The organism is Cupriavidus sp. GW822-FHT02D05 (assembly GCF_058802485.1).
The window spans coordinates 23,972-38,003 of sequence record NZ_JBXAOE010000021.1; the positions used below are offsets into that span (position 1 = coordinate 23,972).

Annotated in this window: 14 protein-coding genes; 4 read left to right on the forward strand and 10 right to left on the reverse strand. The window is 67.3% G+C overall.

The window, feature by feature from the left end; translation table 11 throughout:
- Positions 1 to 13: 13 nt before the first annotated feature.
- Positions 14 to 1,045: an SPFH domain-containing protein gene (locus AC1RQK_RS25925; RefSeq protein WP_416052707.1), complete on the reverse strand. Its 1,032-nt coding sequence runs from the start codon at positions 1,043 to 1,045 to the stop codon at positions 14 to 16.
- A 173-nt stretch (positions 1,046 to 1,218) separates the two neighbouring features.
- On the opposite strand from AC1RQK_RS25925, the gene AC1RQK_RS25930 reads away from it, so the two are divergent.
- Positions 1,219 to 1,932 carry an NUDIX hydrolase gene (locus AC1RQK_RS25930; RefSeq protein ID WP_492371178.1) on the forward strand — a complete coding sequence of 238 codons (714 nt, stop codon included), beginning with the start codon at positions 1,219 to 1,221 and terminating at the stop codon, positions 1,930 to 1,932.
- Between the two features lie 54 nt (positions 1,933 to 1,986).
- Here the strand turns inward: AC1RQK_RS25930 and AC1RQK_RS25935 are convergent, their stop codons facing one another.
- A complete protein-coding gene (locus AC1RQK_RS25935; protein ID WP_492371179.1) occupies positions 1,987 to 2,307 on the reverse strand; it encodes a hypothetical protein in 321 nt (106 codons plus the stop codon).
- Between the two features lie 172 nt (positions 2,308 to 2,479).
- Here AC1RQK_RS25935 and AC1RQK_RS25940 point away from each other — a divergent pair, with 172 nt between their 5' ends.
- Positions 2,480 to 2,950: an Lrp/AsnC family transcriptional regulator gene (locus AC1RQK_RS25940; RefSeq protein ID WP_045240794.1), complete on the forward strand. Its 471-nt coding sequence runs from the start codon at positions 2,480 to 2,482 to the stop codon at positions 2,948 to 2,950.
- 16 nt (positions 2,951 to 2,966) lie between these two features.
- Here the strand turns inward: AC1RQK_RS25940 and bluB are convergent, their stop codons facing one another.
- From bluB to AC1RQK_RS25975, 7 genes are all read right to left on the reverse strand, one after another.
- The gene (bluB, locus tag AC1RQK_RS25945; protein WP_492371180.1) at positions 2,967 to 3,644 is read right to left on the reverse strand and encodes a 5,6-dimethylbenzimidazole synthase; all 678 of its coding nucleotides are present in this window, start codon (positions 3,642 to 3,644) and stop codon (positions 2,967 to 2,969) included.
- 121 nt (positions 3,645 to 3,765) lie between these two features.
- Positions 3,766 to 4,185, reverse strand: coding sequence for a type II toxin-antitoxin system VapC family toxin (locus AC1RQK_RS25950; RefSeq protein ID WP_492371181.1), 420 nt, complete (start codon positions 4,183 to 4,185; stop codon positions 3,766 to 3,768).
- Complete coding sequence (locus AC1RQK_RS25955; RefSeq protein WP_492371182.1) at positions 4,182 to 4,427, reverse strand: FitA-like ribbon-helix-helix domain-containing protein; 246 nt, start codon at positions 4,425 to 4,427, stop codon at positions 4,182 to 4,184. The genes AC1RQK_RS25950 and AC1RQK_RS25955 overlap by 4 nt, the downstream gene beginning before the upstream one ends.
- A gap of 57 nt (positions 4,428 to 4,484) precedes the next feature.
- Positions 4,485 to 5,702: a cystathionine beta-lyase gene (gene metC, locus AC1RQK_RS25960; protein ID WP_492811874.1), complete on the reverse strand. Its 1,218-nt coding sequence runs from the start codon at positions 5,700 to 5,702 to the stop codon at positions 4,485 to 4,487.
- Between the two features lie 105 nt (positions 5,703 to 5,807).
- Positions 5,808 to 6,815, reverse strand: a complete 1,008-nt coding sequence (locus AC1RQK_RS25965; protein ID WP_492811876.1) for a Bug family tripartite tricarboxylate transporter substrate binding protein — start codon at positions 6,813 to 6,815, stop codon at positions 5,808 to 5,810.
- A gap of 284 nt (positions 6,816 to 7,099) precedes the next feature.
- Positions 7,100 to 8,740: a rhodanese-like domain-containing protein gene (locus tag AC1RQK_RS25970; protein WP_492811878.1), complete on the reverse strand. Its 1,641-nt coding sequence runs from the start codon at positions 8,738 to 8,740 to the stop codon at positions 7,100 to 7,102.
- A 136-nt stretch (positions 8,741 to 8,876) separates the two neighbouring features.
- Positions 8,877 to 9,464, reverse strand: coding sequence for a cysteine dioxygenase family protein (locus tag AC1RQK_RS25975; RefSeq protein WP_492811880.1), 588 nt, complete (start codon positions 9,462 to 9,464; stop codon positions 8,877 to 8,879).
- A gap of 137 nt (positions 9,465 to 9,601) precedes the next feature.
- On the opposite strand from AC1RQK_RS25975, the gene AC1RQK_RS25980 reads away from it, so the two are divergent.
- Positions 9,602 to 10,468 (forward strand): LysR substrate-binding domain-containing protein, encoded by an 867-nt coding sequence (locus tag AC1RQK_RS25980; RefSeq protein WP_492371187.1) that lies wholly within the window; start codon positions 9,602 to 9,604, stop codon positions 10,466 to 10,468.
- A gap of 51 nt (positions 10,469 to 10,519) precedes the next feature.
- On the opposite strand, the gene AC1RQK_RS25985 is transcribed toward AC1RQK_RS25980, so the two are convergent.
- Positions 10,520 to 12,076 carry a methyl-accepting chemotaxis protein gene (locus tag AC1RQK_RS25985; protein ID WP_492371274.1) on the reverse strand — a complete coding sequence of 519 codons (1,557 nt, stop codon included), beginning with the start codon at positions 12,074 to 12,076 and terminating at the stop codon, positions 10,520 to 10,522.
- A gap of 245 nt (positions 12,077 to 12,321) precedes the next feature.
- On the opposite strand from AC1RQK_RS25985, the gene AC1RQK_RS25990 reads away from it, so the two are divergent.
- Positions 12,322 to 13,863, forward strand: coding sequence for a methyl-accepting chemotaxis protein (locus tag AC1RQK_RS25990; protein WP_492371188.1), 1,542 nt, complete (start codon positions 12,322 to 12,324; stop codon positions 13,861 to 13,863).
- Positions 13,864 to 14,032: the final 169 nt, after the last annotated feature.

Consider the following 14,032-nt stretch of genomic DNA (forward strand, 5'->3'; position numbering starts at 1 on the left):
CGCGGATCTTCGGTTATTTTGCGCGGCCGCTGCTCTGTGGTGCCAGCAGCGACTGAAGCAGTTCCGGCGACATATTCAGCTGCCCGATCTTCTCGGCCTTGTCGGCAATCCCGCCGAAGGCCTGCGCGATCAACTGGCCCGGCGCCATGCCCGATGCGGCCAGCGCCTGCACGATGCGCGCGTCGGCGCCCTGCAGGGCCTGCATCACGGCGCCCAGACGGTGTGCCTCGGCCTCGGCGGTGGTGCGCGTGTTGTCGGCCTCCAGGCCCACGAACTCCTTGCGGCGTGCCTCCAGCGTGATCTGTGCCTCCATGGTGCTGGCCTCCAGTTCCGCCTGTTTCTTCTGCACCGCGGCTTCGGCTTCCATCTGGGTTTCTCGGATCGTGCGCTGCTTGAGTTCCACCGCGACTTCGGTGTCGAGCTCGCTTTCCTTGATGGCGCGTTCGTTTTCCACTGCCGCGTTGCGGCGCGCGTAGATGGCGTCGTCGGCCGCCTTCAGGATCTGTTCGCGGACCTCGGCTTCGAGCGCCCGCGCGGTTTCGGCGCGCGGCTTGACGGCCACCATCGAGAACGACAGGATTTCCAGGCCAAGGGCCAGCACGTCTGGATGCGCCTTGAGCGCGCCTTCGACCTGGCGGGCCATGCGGTCGGACGCCTGCAGCGCGGAGCGCAGTGTTTCGGCGCTCACGGCCTGCTGCACCAGTACCTCCACCACGCCCTCCACGCGGGTGCGCAGGTTCTGCGGATCCTCGGAGATGTAGTTGCGGCCGTCCGGCTTGAGCGCGAAATTGAGCATGGCGGCCGTCTTGCGCGGCTCGGTGATGCGGTAGGAGAGGTTGCCTTGCACGGTGACGGACTGGAAGTCGGTCGTGATCAGCTCGAAGATATACGGCAGGATCTGGCTGCCCACGGGCACCGCAACGAGGGATGTGGTGGGCGCGTAGTAGTAGAACGACTGGCCGCTGCCTTCGCGGATGATCTTGCCGCTCTTCATCTGCATCAGATAGGTGGTGGGATCTGCCTTGATGAATCGGATGCCGAACATGGTGGTCCTTTCCGGTGGTGGTGTTGGATTCGCCCGCGCCGGGCGCCTGGCATTAAGTGTGTCTGTGCCACTAATATAAGTGTGACTGAGACACTTGTCAATCTATAATCCTGCGTGAATCGCTTCAATCGCTTGAGCCGCTTGAACCGCCTCCTTCCAGGAACGCCCGCCCGATGACGAAACCCACCACTGCCGCATTCCCGCGCCCGCTGACCACCGTCGACGTGGTCATCCTGACGATCCGTGCGGGGGCGCTGCAGGTCCTGCTCGTGCAGCGGCCGCAACAGTCCGGCGAGCCATTTCCTGGCCAATGGGCCTTGCCGGGCGGCTTTGTCGATATCGAACGCGACCAGGATCTGCAGGGCTGCGCGTTGCGCAAGCTGGCAGAGAAGACCGGGGTCAATAGTCCCTACCTGGAACAGGTAGGTAGTTGGGGCAGTGCCACGCGCGATCCGCGCGGATGGTCCACCACCCATGTCTACGTTGCCTTGCTGGCGGATGACACGCTGGCTCTGCAGAAGGGCGGCAACGCCGCCGACTTGCGCTGGGCGCCGGTGGAGGGCGATGGCGTGGGGATGGCGCTGGCCTTTGATCACGCCACGCTGCTGAGCGCCGCGCTCGGGCGCGTGCGGGGCAAGACCGAGTACACGTCGCTGCCCGCGCATTTGCTGCCGGCCGCGTTCACGTTAGGCGAACTGCAGCATGTCTACGAGATCGTGCTGGGCCGCCCTCTCGAAAAAAAGGCTTTCCGCACCCGCATGCTCGCGGCGGACTTGCTGGAAGACCTGGGCGCGCAAAAGGAGACCGGGCGCCGCCCGGCCTCCTTGTACCGCTTGCGCGAGCAGGCCGGCCTGGTCTACTTCACGCGCAGCTTCGAGCAGCGCTGAATCAGGCGGGCGCGGTGCCGGGTTGCGTACCGGGACCGGTTCTTTGGCAACGGCCTAGGCCAATGCCAGCGAAGGTTCCGCCACGTCACGCCGTGCCTCGATGCGCGCCGGCGCCTCGGCGGCACCCTCGCCCGGCGCTGCTATCTCGAAGACCTCCAGCACGTCCACGCCGTTTTCCAGGCGCCTGACGAACAGGTCCAGCCGGTCCGCATCTTCCGCGCCGACCGACAGCGTGAGCTGGTAGGGCGCGGCTGCTTGCCCGAAGCACAGGTCGATCAGGTGCAGGCCGGTGCGGCGGGCGTTGGCCAGCGTCCATTCGACGGCGCCGAAGAGGTCAGTGCGGTCCAGCCGCAGGGCGAGGTTTAAGGTTGACATGGTATCGGCGGCAGTTTTAGTGGGGTTTGTGGCCGGGAAGGCATGCGACAAATTTACCAGCGCCACCCCAGAATGGGTTTCTTTATTGCCTCCTGTTTTGATTAATTTGGAGATGAATTATCTGTGAGTGGTAGAGTTGATGGTGATTCCTTCCTTATCGTAGGCAGAAGACATGGCAACCTCCCCAAAACTGGACGAAACCGACCGCCGCATCCTGCGTGCGCTGCGGCGCGACGGCAGGCTCTCCAACCTCAAGCTGGCCGAGCAGGTTGGCTTGTCGCCCACGCCGTGCTGGAACCGCGTGCGCGCTTTGGAAGAAAGCGGTGTAATCGAGGGCTATGCGGCCCTGCTGAACCAGAAGGCGCTCGGCCTGCCCGATACGGTGCTGATCGAGGTCACGCTGGACCGGCACGACGATGACATGCTGGATCGCTTCGGCGAAGCGCTGGCCGAATTGCCGGAAGTGATGGAGGCGTACCTGCTCACCGGTGAATACGATTACCTGATCAAGGTAGCGGTGGCGGGCACGGAAGGGTATGAGGAATTCCTGCGCCACAAGCTCTACAAGCTGCCGGGCTTGCGGCACAGCCATTCCACTTTCGTGCTGCGCTGCATGAAGCGGGAGCCGTCAGTGGCGCCTTGAGTGGCCAGATGGGGCTTCAGGCGTCCGGCCGGTCCCAGGTGTCCGTGGACATCAGGTCCGCGAGCGGGCGGCCCTGGCGCCAGCCTTCCAACTCCAGCATCGGCGCGGGATAGAAGGCCTGCACGGGGCCGAGGCAGAGAATGGCGATAGGCTGGCCACCCGGGGGCAACCGCAACAGCGCCGCCAGCGCGTCGGGCGCGAACATCGAGACCCAGCCCAGCCCGAGGTTCTCCACGCGCGCCGCCAGCCAGAGGTTTTCAATGGCGCAGGCCGCCGAGCACAGCGCCATCTCGCGCGGCATGGTGCGCCGGCCAAACACGGTGCCGTCATCCGGTGCCATCGCCACCACCAACAGCTCGGCGCACTCGCGCACGCCTTCCACCTTCAGCCGCAGGAATTCGCCATCGCGCTCGCCCAGTGCCACGGCGGTCTTTTGCCGTTCGGCCTCGACCAGCGCGGCGATCTCTTCCCGCAAGGCGGCATCGGCGACGCGGATAAAGCGCCACGGCTGCATCAGCCCCACCGAGGGCGCACTGTGCGCGGCCCGCAGCAGGCGCATCAGGACAGCCTCATCGACCGACGCGCCCGCAATGAAATGCCGCATGTCGCGCCGCGACGCGATGAGACGGTAGAAGCTCTCCTGTTCCTCGGGCGAGAAAACGGCGGAGTAGCTTTCGGTCAGGGGTGCAGGCATCGCGGGGCGCAAGGGCAAAAGCCGGCATTGTATGCCCGTGCGAAGCGGCGGATCGCAAGGGGGGCTTGCGAAGGGCACGGTCAGGACGTAGCGCTGAGTCTTTGCGCTGACACGCTTGATGTTACTCGAGCCAAGGATTCACCAGGCTCAGGCCTATTCCTTCGAAGTCCTTGCCGTTGCGAGTGGCAAGCACGGCGCCGTGGTGACGGCAAATAGCTGCAATCTGCGCATCTGCCATGCTGACGGGCCGTCCAGATCGCTCCCGCTGAGCTACGACTGCGGCGTAATGGGGGGCCGTATGTTCGTCGAATGGAAGCACCATGCCCGCGAATTCGTCTGCAATCATTTGGAGTGCCGCTTCCTGGAGCCCGCTTTTCCTTTGCCCTTCGGGCAAACGGGCAATGCCATATAGAAGTTCAGCAACAGTCACCGCCGTAATCGCGTATTCATGTTGTGAGTGCAGGTCGAGCCAACGTATTACCGCTGGCTCTGGCTGGCCTCGCATGAATTCGGATAGCACATTGGTATCAAGTACGATCATTCGGGTAAATCCGCGGCTCGCGGTTGGTCGTCGCGCGGGGGAAGCTCGAGCCCTGGATCGGACAGGCTTGCGAAGCGCTGGCGCAGTCGACTTCCAAATGCGCCGGGGCCAGGGGGTTTGTTCAGCGCACGCCGCAGAATGGCGCGAACTTCCTCTTCCATCGAGTGGCCGTGCTGCGCGGCCTCCATGCGCAAACGTGCCTTGAGTTCCTCATCAAGATTTCGGATGGTCAATGTCGCCATGTCAATCTCCTGTGCTAGCAATGCATGCAATGCTAGCACAGGGCGCAGATTGGTTCACTACGCCATATCCAGGCGCGCCTCCAACGCCGGCCCGGCAACCCGGCCGGCGCCAATCACCTCGAACCCCCGTGCCAGATCCACCAGCAGGTCATCCACATCCTCCAGCCCGATATGCAGCCGGACCACCTGGCCGCGCCTGGACCAGTCGGTGACGCTGCGCGCGCCGCGCATGTCGGCGATCACGGCGAGGCTTTCGAAGCCTCCCCAGGAGGCGCCGATGCCGAACAGTGCAAGGCTGTCGATAAAGCGTTCGGCGGCGTCCGGTGCTGCTGCGCGCAGCGAGAACGACAGCAGGCCGTTGGTGCCGCGGCAATCGCGCTGCCATAGTGCGTGGCCGGGGTCACCGGGCAGGGCGGGGCAAAAGACCTCCGCCACTTCGGGACGGGTGCGCAGCCAGCGTGCGACCGCCAGCGCGCTGCGCTCGTGCTGGGACAGGCGCGCGCCGAGGGAGCGCATGCCGCGCTGGACCAGGTAGGCGTCGTCCGGGCTGACGCTGATGCCGAAGGCGTCGGCCACTGCGGCGAGTGCCGGCCAGGCGGCTTCCAGGGTGCAGACGGTGCCCATCATCACGTCCGAATGCCCGGACAGGTATTTGGTCGCGGCCATCAGGGAGATATCGGCGCCCAGCGCAAGGGGCTGGTACAGCAGGCCGGAGCCCCAGGTGTTGTCAGCCGCCACCAGCGCGCCGTGCCGGTGGGCGATGTCGGCGATGGCCGGCAGGTCGCACATTTCATAGGCCAGCGATCCGGGCGCCTCCACGTACACCAGCCGGGTTTCGCGCCGCAGCCTGGCTTGCAGGTCGTGGCCATCGGCCGCGTAGATGCTGGCGGCGATGCCGTGCTGCGCCAGGAAACCTTCGGCCAGCTTGCGCACCGGCTCGTACACGCAATCGGGCAGCAGCACGTGCTGGCCGGGGCGCAGGTAGGCCAGCAGCGTCATCGCAGCGGCTGCCAGCCCGCTGGGAAACAGGCGCGTGCGGTAGCCGCCTTCCAGCTCGGTGACCATGTCTTCGAGCGCAAATGCCGTGGGATTGCCGCGCGCGCCGTAGGTAAACAGGCGTTCGCTGCCGCGCCGCGAGCGCATCTCGCGCATCTGTGCCACCGAGTCGAACAACACGGTGCTGGCGCGCACCACGGGCGGGTTGACGGGCTGTCCGCCATCCACGGCGCTGGCGCGGCCGGCGTGAGCGAGGTGGGTAAGGATGCTGGGCTTCATGGCTTGGCCTGGTGGGGTGCCGCGCCAGGGTGGCGCGGCTGGTATGACAACTTGTGGTGGCAGGCAGCAGCAAGAGCCATGCCGCCTGCACCGGCTGCGCCCGGATCAGTCCACGCGGGCGCCGGAAAGCTTGACGATCTGCGACCAGCGCGCGATGTCGCCCTTGAGCTGTGCGGCGAATGCCTCCGGCTTGCTGCCCACCACGTCGCTGCCGCCTTCGTTGATCAGCTTCACCACCTCTGGCATCTGCAGTACCTGCAGGATGGCGCGGTTCAGGTAGGCCACGCGCTCGGGCGAGGTGCCGGCGGGGGCGAATACGCCGTACCAGTCCTCGAAACGGGCATTGCGGTAGCCCAGCTCCTCCAGCGTCGGCACCTTGGCGAACACGCCCAGGCGGCGCGGGCTGGTGACCGCCAGCGCGCGCATGCGGCCGGCCTGGATAAAGCCCGCCACCGAGGAGGTCGAGGTGATCAGCACGTTCACCTGCCCGCCCAGCAGGTCATTGATGGCCGGGCCGGCGCCTTTGTAGGGCACGTGCTGCAAGGCGATGCCGCCATCCTTGTCCAGCACCACGCCGACCAGGTGCGAGAGCGTGCCGTTGCCGGGCGTGGCAAAGGTGATCTTTTGCGGCTGGGCCTTGGCCTGCGTGGCCAGTTCGGCAAATGTCTGCCAGGGCGCGTTGGCTGCCACCACGATGGCCAGCGGCGCCGCATTGATTTGCGTGACCGGCATGAAGTTCTTGATCGGGTCGAAGCCAGGCGCGCTGTACAGCGTCGGGTTCACGGCCATGACCGACACCTGCGAGGTCAGCAGGGTGTAGCCGTCCGGCTTGGCCTCGGCGACGAAGCGCGTGCCGATATTGCCGCCGGCGCCGCCGCGGTTGTCAGTGACGGCGGTCTGCCCCAGCACTTCGCCGAGCCGCGTGGTGACGATGCGCGTGACGGCATCGTTGCCGCCGCCGGCGGGAAACGGCGAGACGAAGCGCAGCGGCTGCGAGGGAAAGCCGCCGACCGGCGCCATCGGCTGTGCGCTGGCGGAGGCGCCGGCCATGGCGAGGGTGACGGTGGCGACGGTGGCAAAGGTGCTGGTCAGGACTTGCTTGATGCGTGACATGAAAAACCCCTGTGTATGTAGAGAGATGTCAGAGCGAAGGGCGGCTGGGCAGGCTTCTTTGGCCCCGCTGGCCGCTGTGGCGTACCGGCTGTTGCCTCTTGCCCTGTGTCCCCGGAGTGCCGGGGCGTCCCCTTGGCGCTGCACCGTCGAGCCGGATGGGAATCAATGCCTTGCGACTCGCCTTGCCAGCCATGCGTACCGTTGCCCGCCGCGAGAGGCGGGAGGTGGCTGCGTGACGGGCTCGGTCGCTGATGGCGGGTCATGTTGAAAGGACGCTGTGCGGATCAGGCGAAGCGGAAAGTGGCCAGTTCCTGGGCGTCGAGCTGGCCGATCAGGTTGGTTTCCCAGGCCAGGTAGCGGCGAGCGGCCTCCTTGTTGCCGTCGTGACGGTCGTGGACGAAGAACAGGAAATCGATGCAGCGCGCGTCTGGCAGGCTGCTTGCTGCATCGCCATCTCCGGCATCGCTTGCCAGCGCATGGCCTGCCGCCTGCCAGGCGCCTGTGCCACCGGCGAGCAGCCTGATGTCGCTGTAGCCCAGTGCGGCCAGTTCGCCGGCGGCCAGCGTGGCCACACCCGGTTGATCGTCATCGCCGATGAGCGCGATCGGCGTGTCGCGCGGCACACCAGCGAGGTCGCGGGCAAACACCGGGCGGATCGACCAGCGGCTGCCCGGCACGTGCCCGGCGCGATACGCCATGCTGGCGCGCACGTCGAGCGCCAGCAGCTGCCGCCCGGCCAGGCCCGCCGCCAGCGAGCTGGCATCGATGCCCGGCAAGGCATGGGAGGGCGCCACGGGGCCGGCGGGCGCGGCGAGGCCGCAGGCAAGCGCAGCCGCAAGCCCGCCTTCGAGCACCACGGCGTCATGGCCCATCTGGCGCAGCCAGCTCGCCACCACCGTGGCGCGCACGCCATCGGCATCGATCAGCACGAGGCGCGCGCGGCGCACGCCCACGTATTGGTCGGTGGCCTGCATCAACTGGCCGCCCGGCGCGTTCTGGGCGCCGGGCACTGAGCCGGCGCCGTATTCCTCCGGCGTGCGCACGTCGCACAGGAAAGTGGTACGCGAGCGGTCGTTCAGCCACGCGCCCGCTTCGGCGGCATCGATGCGCGGCACCGCAAAGCGCACCGCCATTGTCTGCGCCGCGGCCTGGGCGGCATCCAGCCCGGCAGGCGCGGCGCTGTCGGGATAGCGCCGGGTGCCGCCGTGCTCCAGCTTGTAGTCGTTCAGGTACCAGCCCTGAGTGCCGTTTTCCAGCGCGAACACAGGGTTGGGCACGCCGAAGTTGATCAGGGTTTGCGCGCCGATAATGCTGCGCGTGCGGCCTGCGCAGTTGACCACGATCGGCGTGGCCGGATCCGGCACCAGGTCGCGCAGCCGGTAAGCCAGCTCGCCGTTGGGGCAGCAGATGGCACCGGGAATATTCATCTTGCGGAATTCCGCCACGGGCCGGCCATCAAGCACCACCGGAGCTTGCTCGCCTGCCTGCATGGCCGCCAGCTCCGCGGCCGAGACGCGCGGCGTGCCGTAATGGTGCTCGGCCAGCTCGCCGAAGGTCTTGGAGGGCACGTTGACGCCAGCGAACAAGGCGTAACCGGCGGCCTGCCAGCCCGGCACGCCGCCGTCCAGCACGAACAGGCGGGTGTAGCCGAGGGTGGACAGGGCCTGCGCGGCGCGCGCTGCCACGCCGTCGGCGTTGTCCGCCAGCACGATGCGCGCCGCGGTGTTGGGCGCCAGGCGGCCGATATCCAGTTCCAGCCGGCTAAAGGGGAGCGGCACTGCGTAGAACGGATGGCCCTCGCCGTACTGGCCATGCTCGCGGATATCGAACAGGGCAATCTCGTCCTGGTCGTGCAGCCAGGCCTTGAGGGTGACCGGGTCGACTTGGGTGTAGCGGGTGTCGGGCGTGTTCAGGATGGCGGGCATGCGTTTGTTCAGGCAAGAAGGGGGCCAGGCCTCCTGGCCGCACGCGGGCGGGAGGCAACTGGAAATGCGTTGGATATGGGCTTCGGCTGAAGCCGGGAGGTGGGGGTTGCTTAGCGCCGCACCTCCCGGGTGCCGTTTAGCGGCGCGTCTTGACGCCCACGCTCATGGCCTGGCAGCGGCCGGTCTCGAGGTCGTAGGCGGTGCGCCCGGTCAGGGTTTCCAGCGCGCGGCCGTACATGTGCAGGTGGCGGATCACGGATTCGCCGCGGATCTCCACCGAGTGGATGTCCTCGGGCAGCAGCGCGATGCCCGACCCCGGGCCCACTTCCACCGTGTGCGAGTGCTTCAGCGTGCCGACGCCCGGCTCGCTGCCATCGTCGGTGCGCAGGTAGACGTCGTTGTACTCGGTGCCCACCACGCCGGCCACGCAGGCCCAGGTGGTGTGGTCGTGCGGGGGGATGCGCTTGCCGGGGCGCATCACGTTGAGGTACAGCGCGAAGGTCTGGTCGGGGTCTTCGGCGATCAGGTAGCGGGCCTGGCGCTCGCCTTCCTCCGGCGGGGCGAATTCGCTCTGCGCCCACAGGTGCGGCTTGGCCGCGAGCTGCTCCACCTGGCCCAGCACGCTGGCCAGCGATTCGCGGGTGACGCCACCGCTAGCCACGATTTCCTTGATGGATTGAATCGTCTCCCCGACGGCGGCCTGGCGTTGTTGTGCGATCGACATGTCTCTAGAATCCTTGCTGAGTCTTGATGGTTCTTGGTTTACGGGGTGGTACATCACCTTGCATGGTTTCACTTTAATGAAGCCCGGCACCTGAAACCACTTAATCACCCATGAAAATACTTAAGCAAGTCTAATGAATGCGTAATCTCGATCTGGACCTCTTGCGCACGTTGGTGGCCATCGCCGACCACGGTACCTTCGGCGCCGCGGCGCAGCGGTTGCACCGCACCCAGTCCGCCGTCACCCAGCAGATGCAGCGGCTGGAGGAGCAGGTGGCGCTGGTGCTGTTCGAGCGGCAGGGGCGTGGCAAGCAGCTCACGCGGCATGGCAACAAGCTGGTGGAATACGCGCGGCAATTGCTGAACCTGAACGACGAGGCGCTGCGCGTGCTGCGCGAGGGCGACCTGACAGGCTCGCTGCGGATCGGGGCGCCGCACGATGTTGCCGACACGATCCTGCCGCCGCTACTGTCGCATATCGCGCGTGCGTCGCCCGCCCTGCGGCTGGAGATCCATGTGGGGCGCAGCCCCTTCCTGATGGAATCGTTGCGGCGGGGGGAGATCGACCTGACCGTTTCCACCCGGGAAGACACCAGCCTGGACGGCCTGGTCTTGCGCACCTCACCCACGATCTGGGTTTGCGCGGCGGATTTCGCCTATGAGAGCGGCAGCACGGTGCCGCTGATCCTGGCTGACGAGCCGAGCCTGTTTCGCAAGCTGGCGCTGGATGCACTGAAGGAGGCTGGCGTGCCCTGGCGCGCGGCGTATTTCGCGCCGAGCCTGATCGGCATCAAGGCGGCGATCCGCGCCGGGCTGGGGATCACGGCGCGCAGCATCGACCTGCTGGGCGCCGACATGCGGGTGCTGGGCGACAAGGACGGGCTGCCGCGCTTGCCCGATGTGACGTACTACTTGTGGGCGCGGCCCAATGCGGCCAACCCGGTGGCGCGGCAGGTGTTTTCCATGCTCAAGACCACCTTGCAGCGCGGCATCACGGCCGTGTGAAGGTGGCTTGAGGTTGGCTTGAGCTTGGCCTTGGGGGGGCGCCGCGGTCCCTCAGGCTGCCGGCGCGAGCCGGAAGGCACCTACCGCCTCGGCAAGCTGGCGCGCCTGCGCTTCCAGCGATCCGGCCGCGGCGGCTGCCTGCTCAACCAGCGCCGCGTTCTGCTGGGTGACGGCTTCCATCTGCGTCACCGCCTGGCTGACCTGCACGATGCCGGCACTTTGTTCCAGCGACGCCGACGAGATGTCTTCCATGATCCGCGCCAGGCGGCCCACGGCATCCACGGTCTCGCTCATGGTCTGGCCGGCCTGGGCGACGAGCGCGTTGCCGGCGCCCACCTTGCTGGCCGAGTCGTCGATCAGCGACTTGATCTCCCGTGCCGCGTTGGCGCTGCGCTGCGCCAGCGCGCGCACCTCGCCCGCCACCACGGCAAAGCCGCGGCCCGCCTCGCCCGCGCGCGCCGCTTCCACGGCGGCGTTGAGCGCCAGGATATTGGTCTGGAAGGCAATGCCGTCGATCACGCCGATGATGTCGGCGATCCGTTGCGAACTGCTGCTGATGTCGCCCATGGTCTGCACCACGCCGCGCACGTCGTCGCCGCCGCGCGTAGCCAGCCGCGCCGCTTCGGCGGCCAGCGCGCTGGCCTGGCGCGCGCTTTCCGTGTTGTTGCTCACCGTGGAGGTGAGTTCTTCCATGCTGGCGGCGGTTTGCTCGAGCGACGCGGATTGCTGTTCGGTGCGCGAGGACAGGTCGGTATTACCGGCGGCGATCTCGCGTGCGCCGATGTTGACCGAGTCCGAACTGGATCGTACCTGGCTGACAGTGCGCGTTAGCGCCACCTGCATGCGCGCCACGGCGGCGAGCACGCGGCCCACCTCGTTGTTGCCGGCGGCCGCGGCGGGATGGCTCAGGTCGCCCTGCGCCACACGGTCGAGGTGCTCGGCGGCCGTGGCCAGAGGTGCCACGATGGCCGCGCGCAGTCCGAGGTGCACCGCCACGATCAGGCCCAGCGCGGCGGTGATGCCAACCACCACGAGCCGCACCACCCACTGGTAGCGCGCGCTGCTGGTCTCGGTTTCCTGCCGCGCCAACTGGCTCGCTTGCTCCTGGAAGCGCTCGACGCCCACCGAATACTCGGCCCCGGAGGCGGTGATGTCGCGGTCGTTGATCGCCGCGTAGGCGGCGGGGTCTCCCGCGCGCAAGGCGGCCAGGGCTCGCTCGACCGTGCCGGCATGCCGGCGAGCGGCATCCGCGACCTGTCGGCGCTGGGCATCGTCCTGGCCTTCCTGCGCGGGCGCGGCCTCGAAGCGCTGCAACGCCTCGGCTGAGTGCTTGAGCGATTTGCCGGCGGCATCGAGCGCGCTGGCGTTGACTTCAGTGCTGCCCTCGCGGGCCGAAGCGTAGGCGCGCGCGAGCGCCGAGCGCGCACGGGTCATGTCCTTGTACGCGTCGTTGAGCAGCAGGGCGCTGGCGGAGAGTTGCTCCACGCGCCCGGTCGCCTGGTCCGCGGCGCGCAGCGCGAGCACGCCAACGCCCGCGCCGAACACGATCATGCAGGCAAAGGTCACCAGGACTGCCAGCAGGGCAGTGCGCACGCTCAGGTTTTTCATCATCGTCTGGAACAGGGGTTTGAGATCACTGGGCTAACGGACGGCTTTGGCCGGACTTGACCGAAGCCGGCGCGCGGACGCATGAAAGTTTGCGCAAAATCAATCGCGGTGTCTGAATTCGCCCTTCAGGTGCCGTCTTGCGCACAACCGATGGCGCGGCCTCAAGTTGTTGTTGCACCTCACCGATAGACAGGTTTTCCGCCCAGCGCGCCATTTCAGCTTTTCACTATCCGGGCCTCTTTCACATGCTTGCCAGCCTTACCATCCGCGCCCGCCTCATTGCCACCGTCTCCCTGCTGTTCCTGCTTGCGCTTGGTGTGGGCGTGGCCGGCTTGCTTGGCTTGCGCGCCGCCAACGACGCCCATGAGTCTACTTACTCGAACCAGCTTGCCTCTGCCCTGGCGCTGGGCGAGGCGGACCTGAGCCTCACCCGGGCGCGTACCGCGCTGGACCGCGCCATGCTATACCCGGACAGCCCGGAAGCCCCGGGCCTGCTGGAGCGCACCGAAGAGCTCACGCGGCGCTCTGACGAGGCCTGGAAGCGTTTCATGGCCCTGCCGCGCGACAGCGAGGAAGACCAGCTCGCGGTGGCCGTGTCGGCCAAGCGGGAGGCCGCCAACCGCGAAGGCATCGCCGCCATCATCGCCGCGCTGCGCGCCAAGGACCGCGCGCTGGCCGACCAGATCATGGATGGCAAGCTGTCCCGGCTGTTTCGGGACGCCAACGACAGCAGCCTGAAGCTGAGCCAGTTCCAGCTCAAGATGGCGGCAGGTAATTTCGAGGCGTCGCAGGTGGCGTACCGGGTTTTCCGCCATGGCGTGATTGCCGCGATCGTGCTGGCACTGCTGGTCGCGGCCGCCTGCGCGGTGTTCCTGCTGCGTGCCATCGTTGGGCCGCTGGAGCAGGCGCTGACACAATTCGACCGCATCGCGGCCGGCGATCTGAGCCACCCGGTGCAGGTCACCCGCCGCGATGAAATGGGCCGCTTGCTGGAGGGCCTCGCGCGCATGCAGGCCAGCCTTGCGCTGACCGTGGGGCGGGTGCGCCGGGGCTCGGATGCGATCACGTCGGCCACCCGGCAGATCGCCGCAGGCAACTCGGATTTGTCCAGCCGAACGGAAGCGCAGGCTGCCTCGCTTGAGGAAACCGCCTCTAGCATGGAGCAGATGACCTCCACCGTGCGCCAGAACGCAGACAACGCGCGCCAGGCCAGCCAGCTTGCTGTCAGCGCGGTCGAGGTGGCTAGCCAGGGCGGCGCGGTGGTGGGCGATGTGCTGGCCACCATGGGCGATATCAGCACGGCGGCCAGGACGGTCGCGGAGATCATCGGCGTGGTCGACGGCATCGCCTTCCAGACCAATATCCTGGCGCTCAACGCCGCCGTGGAAGCTGCCCGCGCCGGCGAGCAGGGGCGCGGGTTCGCGGTGGTTGCGGGCGAAGTGCGCGGCTTGGCCCAGCGCAGCGCCGGGGCGGCCCGCGAGATCAAGTCCATGATCGAGACGTCGCTGGCGCATGTGGCTTTGGGCAGTGGCCAGGCCGGGCGCGCGGCCAGCACCATGGAGGAGGTGGTTGCGGCGATCCGCCGGGTGACCGACATCATGAGCGAGATTGCGGCGGCTTCAGTCGAGCAGAGCAGCGGCATCGAGCAGGTCAATCAGGCGGTGGCGTCGATGGACCAGTCCACCCAGCAGAACGCGGCGCTGGTCGAGGAGGCTGCTGCTGCCGCCGCGTCGCTGGAGGACCAGGCGCGCCAGCTTAACCAGGCTATCGCGGCGTTCCGCGTATAGGCGGACCAGGAGCGCTGGGAGCGCCGGGAGCGGCGGCGCGTGGCAGGAAATGGCGGGAAGACAGCAGGAAACGCCGGGATGGCGCACGCGCACTTTGTGCGTTAGGCCCCATTGGACTAGGGTATACGTTGTGACGAGAGTGGTGGAATAGTGCCATCGTTGCCAGCAG

What these genes read in the sequence shown, in the direction of transcription:
- AC1RQK_RS25925 (WP_416052707.1), bottom strand. Translation starts at nt 1,045, where the DNA reads ATGTTCGGCATCCGATTCATCAAGGCAGATCCCACCACCTATCTGATG.
- AC1RQK_RS25930 (WP_492371178.1), top strand. Translation starts at nt 1,219, where the DNA reads ATGACGAAACCCACCACTGCCGCATTCCCGCGCCCGCTGACCACCGTC.
- AC1RQK_RS25935 (WP_492371179.1), bottom strand. Translation starts at nt 2,307, where the DNA reads ATGTCAACCTTAAACCTCGCCCTGCGGCTGGACCGCACTGACCTCTTC.
- AC1RQK_RS25940 (WP_045240794.1), top strand. Translation starts at nt 2,480, where the DNA reads ATGGCAACCTCCCCAAAACTGGACGAAACCGACCGCCGCATCCTGCGT.
- bluB (WP_492371180.1), bottom strand. Translation starts at nt 3,644, where the DNA reads ATGCCTGCACCCCTGACCGAAAGCTACTCCGCCGTTTTCTCGCCCGAG.
- AC1RQK_RS25950 (WP_492371181.1), bottom strand. Translation starts at nt 4,185, where the DNA reads ATGATCGTACTTGATACCAATGTGCTATCCGAATTCATGCGAGGCCAG.
- AC1RQK_RS25955 (WP_492371182.1), bottom strand. Translation starts at nt 4,427, where the DNA reads ATGGCGACATTGACCATCCGAAATCTTGATGAGGAACTCAAGGCACGT.
- metC (WP_492811874.1), bottom strand. Translation starts at nt 5,702, where the DNA reads ATGAAGCCCAGCATCCTTACCCACCTCGCTCACGCCGGCCGCGCCAGC.
- AC1RQK_RS25965 (WP_492811876.1), bottom strand. Translation starts at nt 6,815, where the DNA reads ATGTCACGCATCAAGCAAGTCCTGACCAGCACCTTTGCCACCGTCGCC.
- AC1RQK_RS25970 (WP_492811878.1), bottom strand. Translation starts at nt 8,740, where the DNA reads ATGCCCGCCATCCTGAACACGCCCGACACCCGCTACACCCAAGTCGAC.
- AC1RQK_RS25975 (WP_492811880.1), bottom strand. Translation starts at nt 9,464, where the DNA reads ATGTCGATCGCACAACAACGCCAGGCCGCCGTCGGGGAGACGATTCAA.
- AC1RQK_RS25980 (WP_492371187.1), top strand. Translation starts at nt 9,602, where the DNA reads ATGCGTAATCTCGATCTGGACCTCTTGCGCACGTTGGTGGCCATCGCC.
- AC1RQK_RS25985 (WP_492371274.1), bottom strand. Translation starts at nt 12,076, where the DNA reads ATGAAAAACCTGAGCGTGCGCACTGCCCTGCTGGCAGTCCTGGTGACC.
- AC1RQK_RS25990 (WP_492371188.1), top strand. Translation starts at nt 12,322, where the DNA reads ATGCTTGCCAGCCTTACCATCCGCGCCCGCCTCATTGCCACCGTCTCC.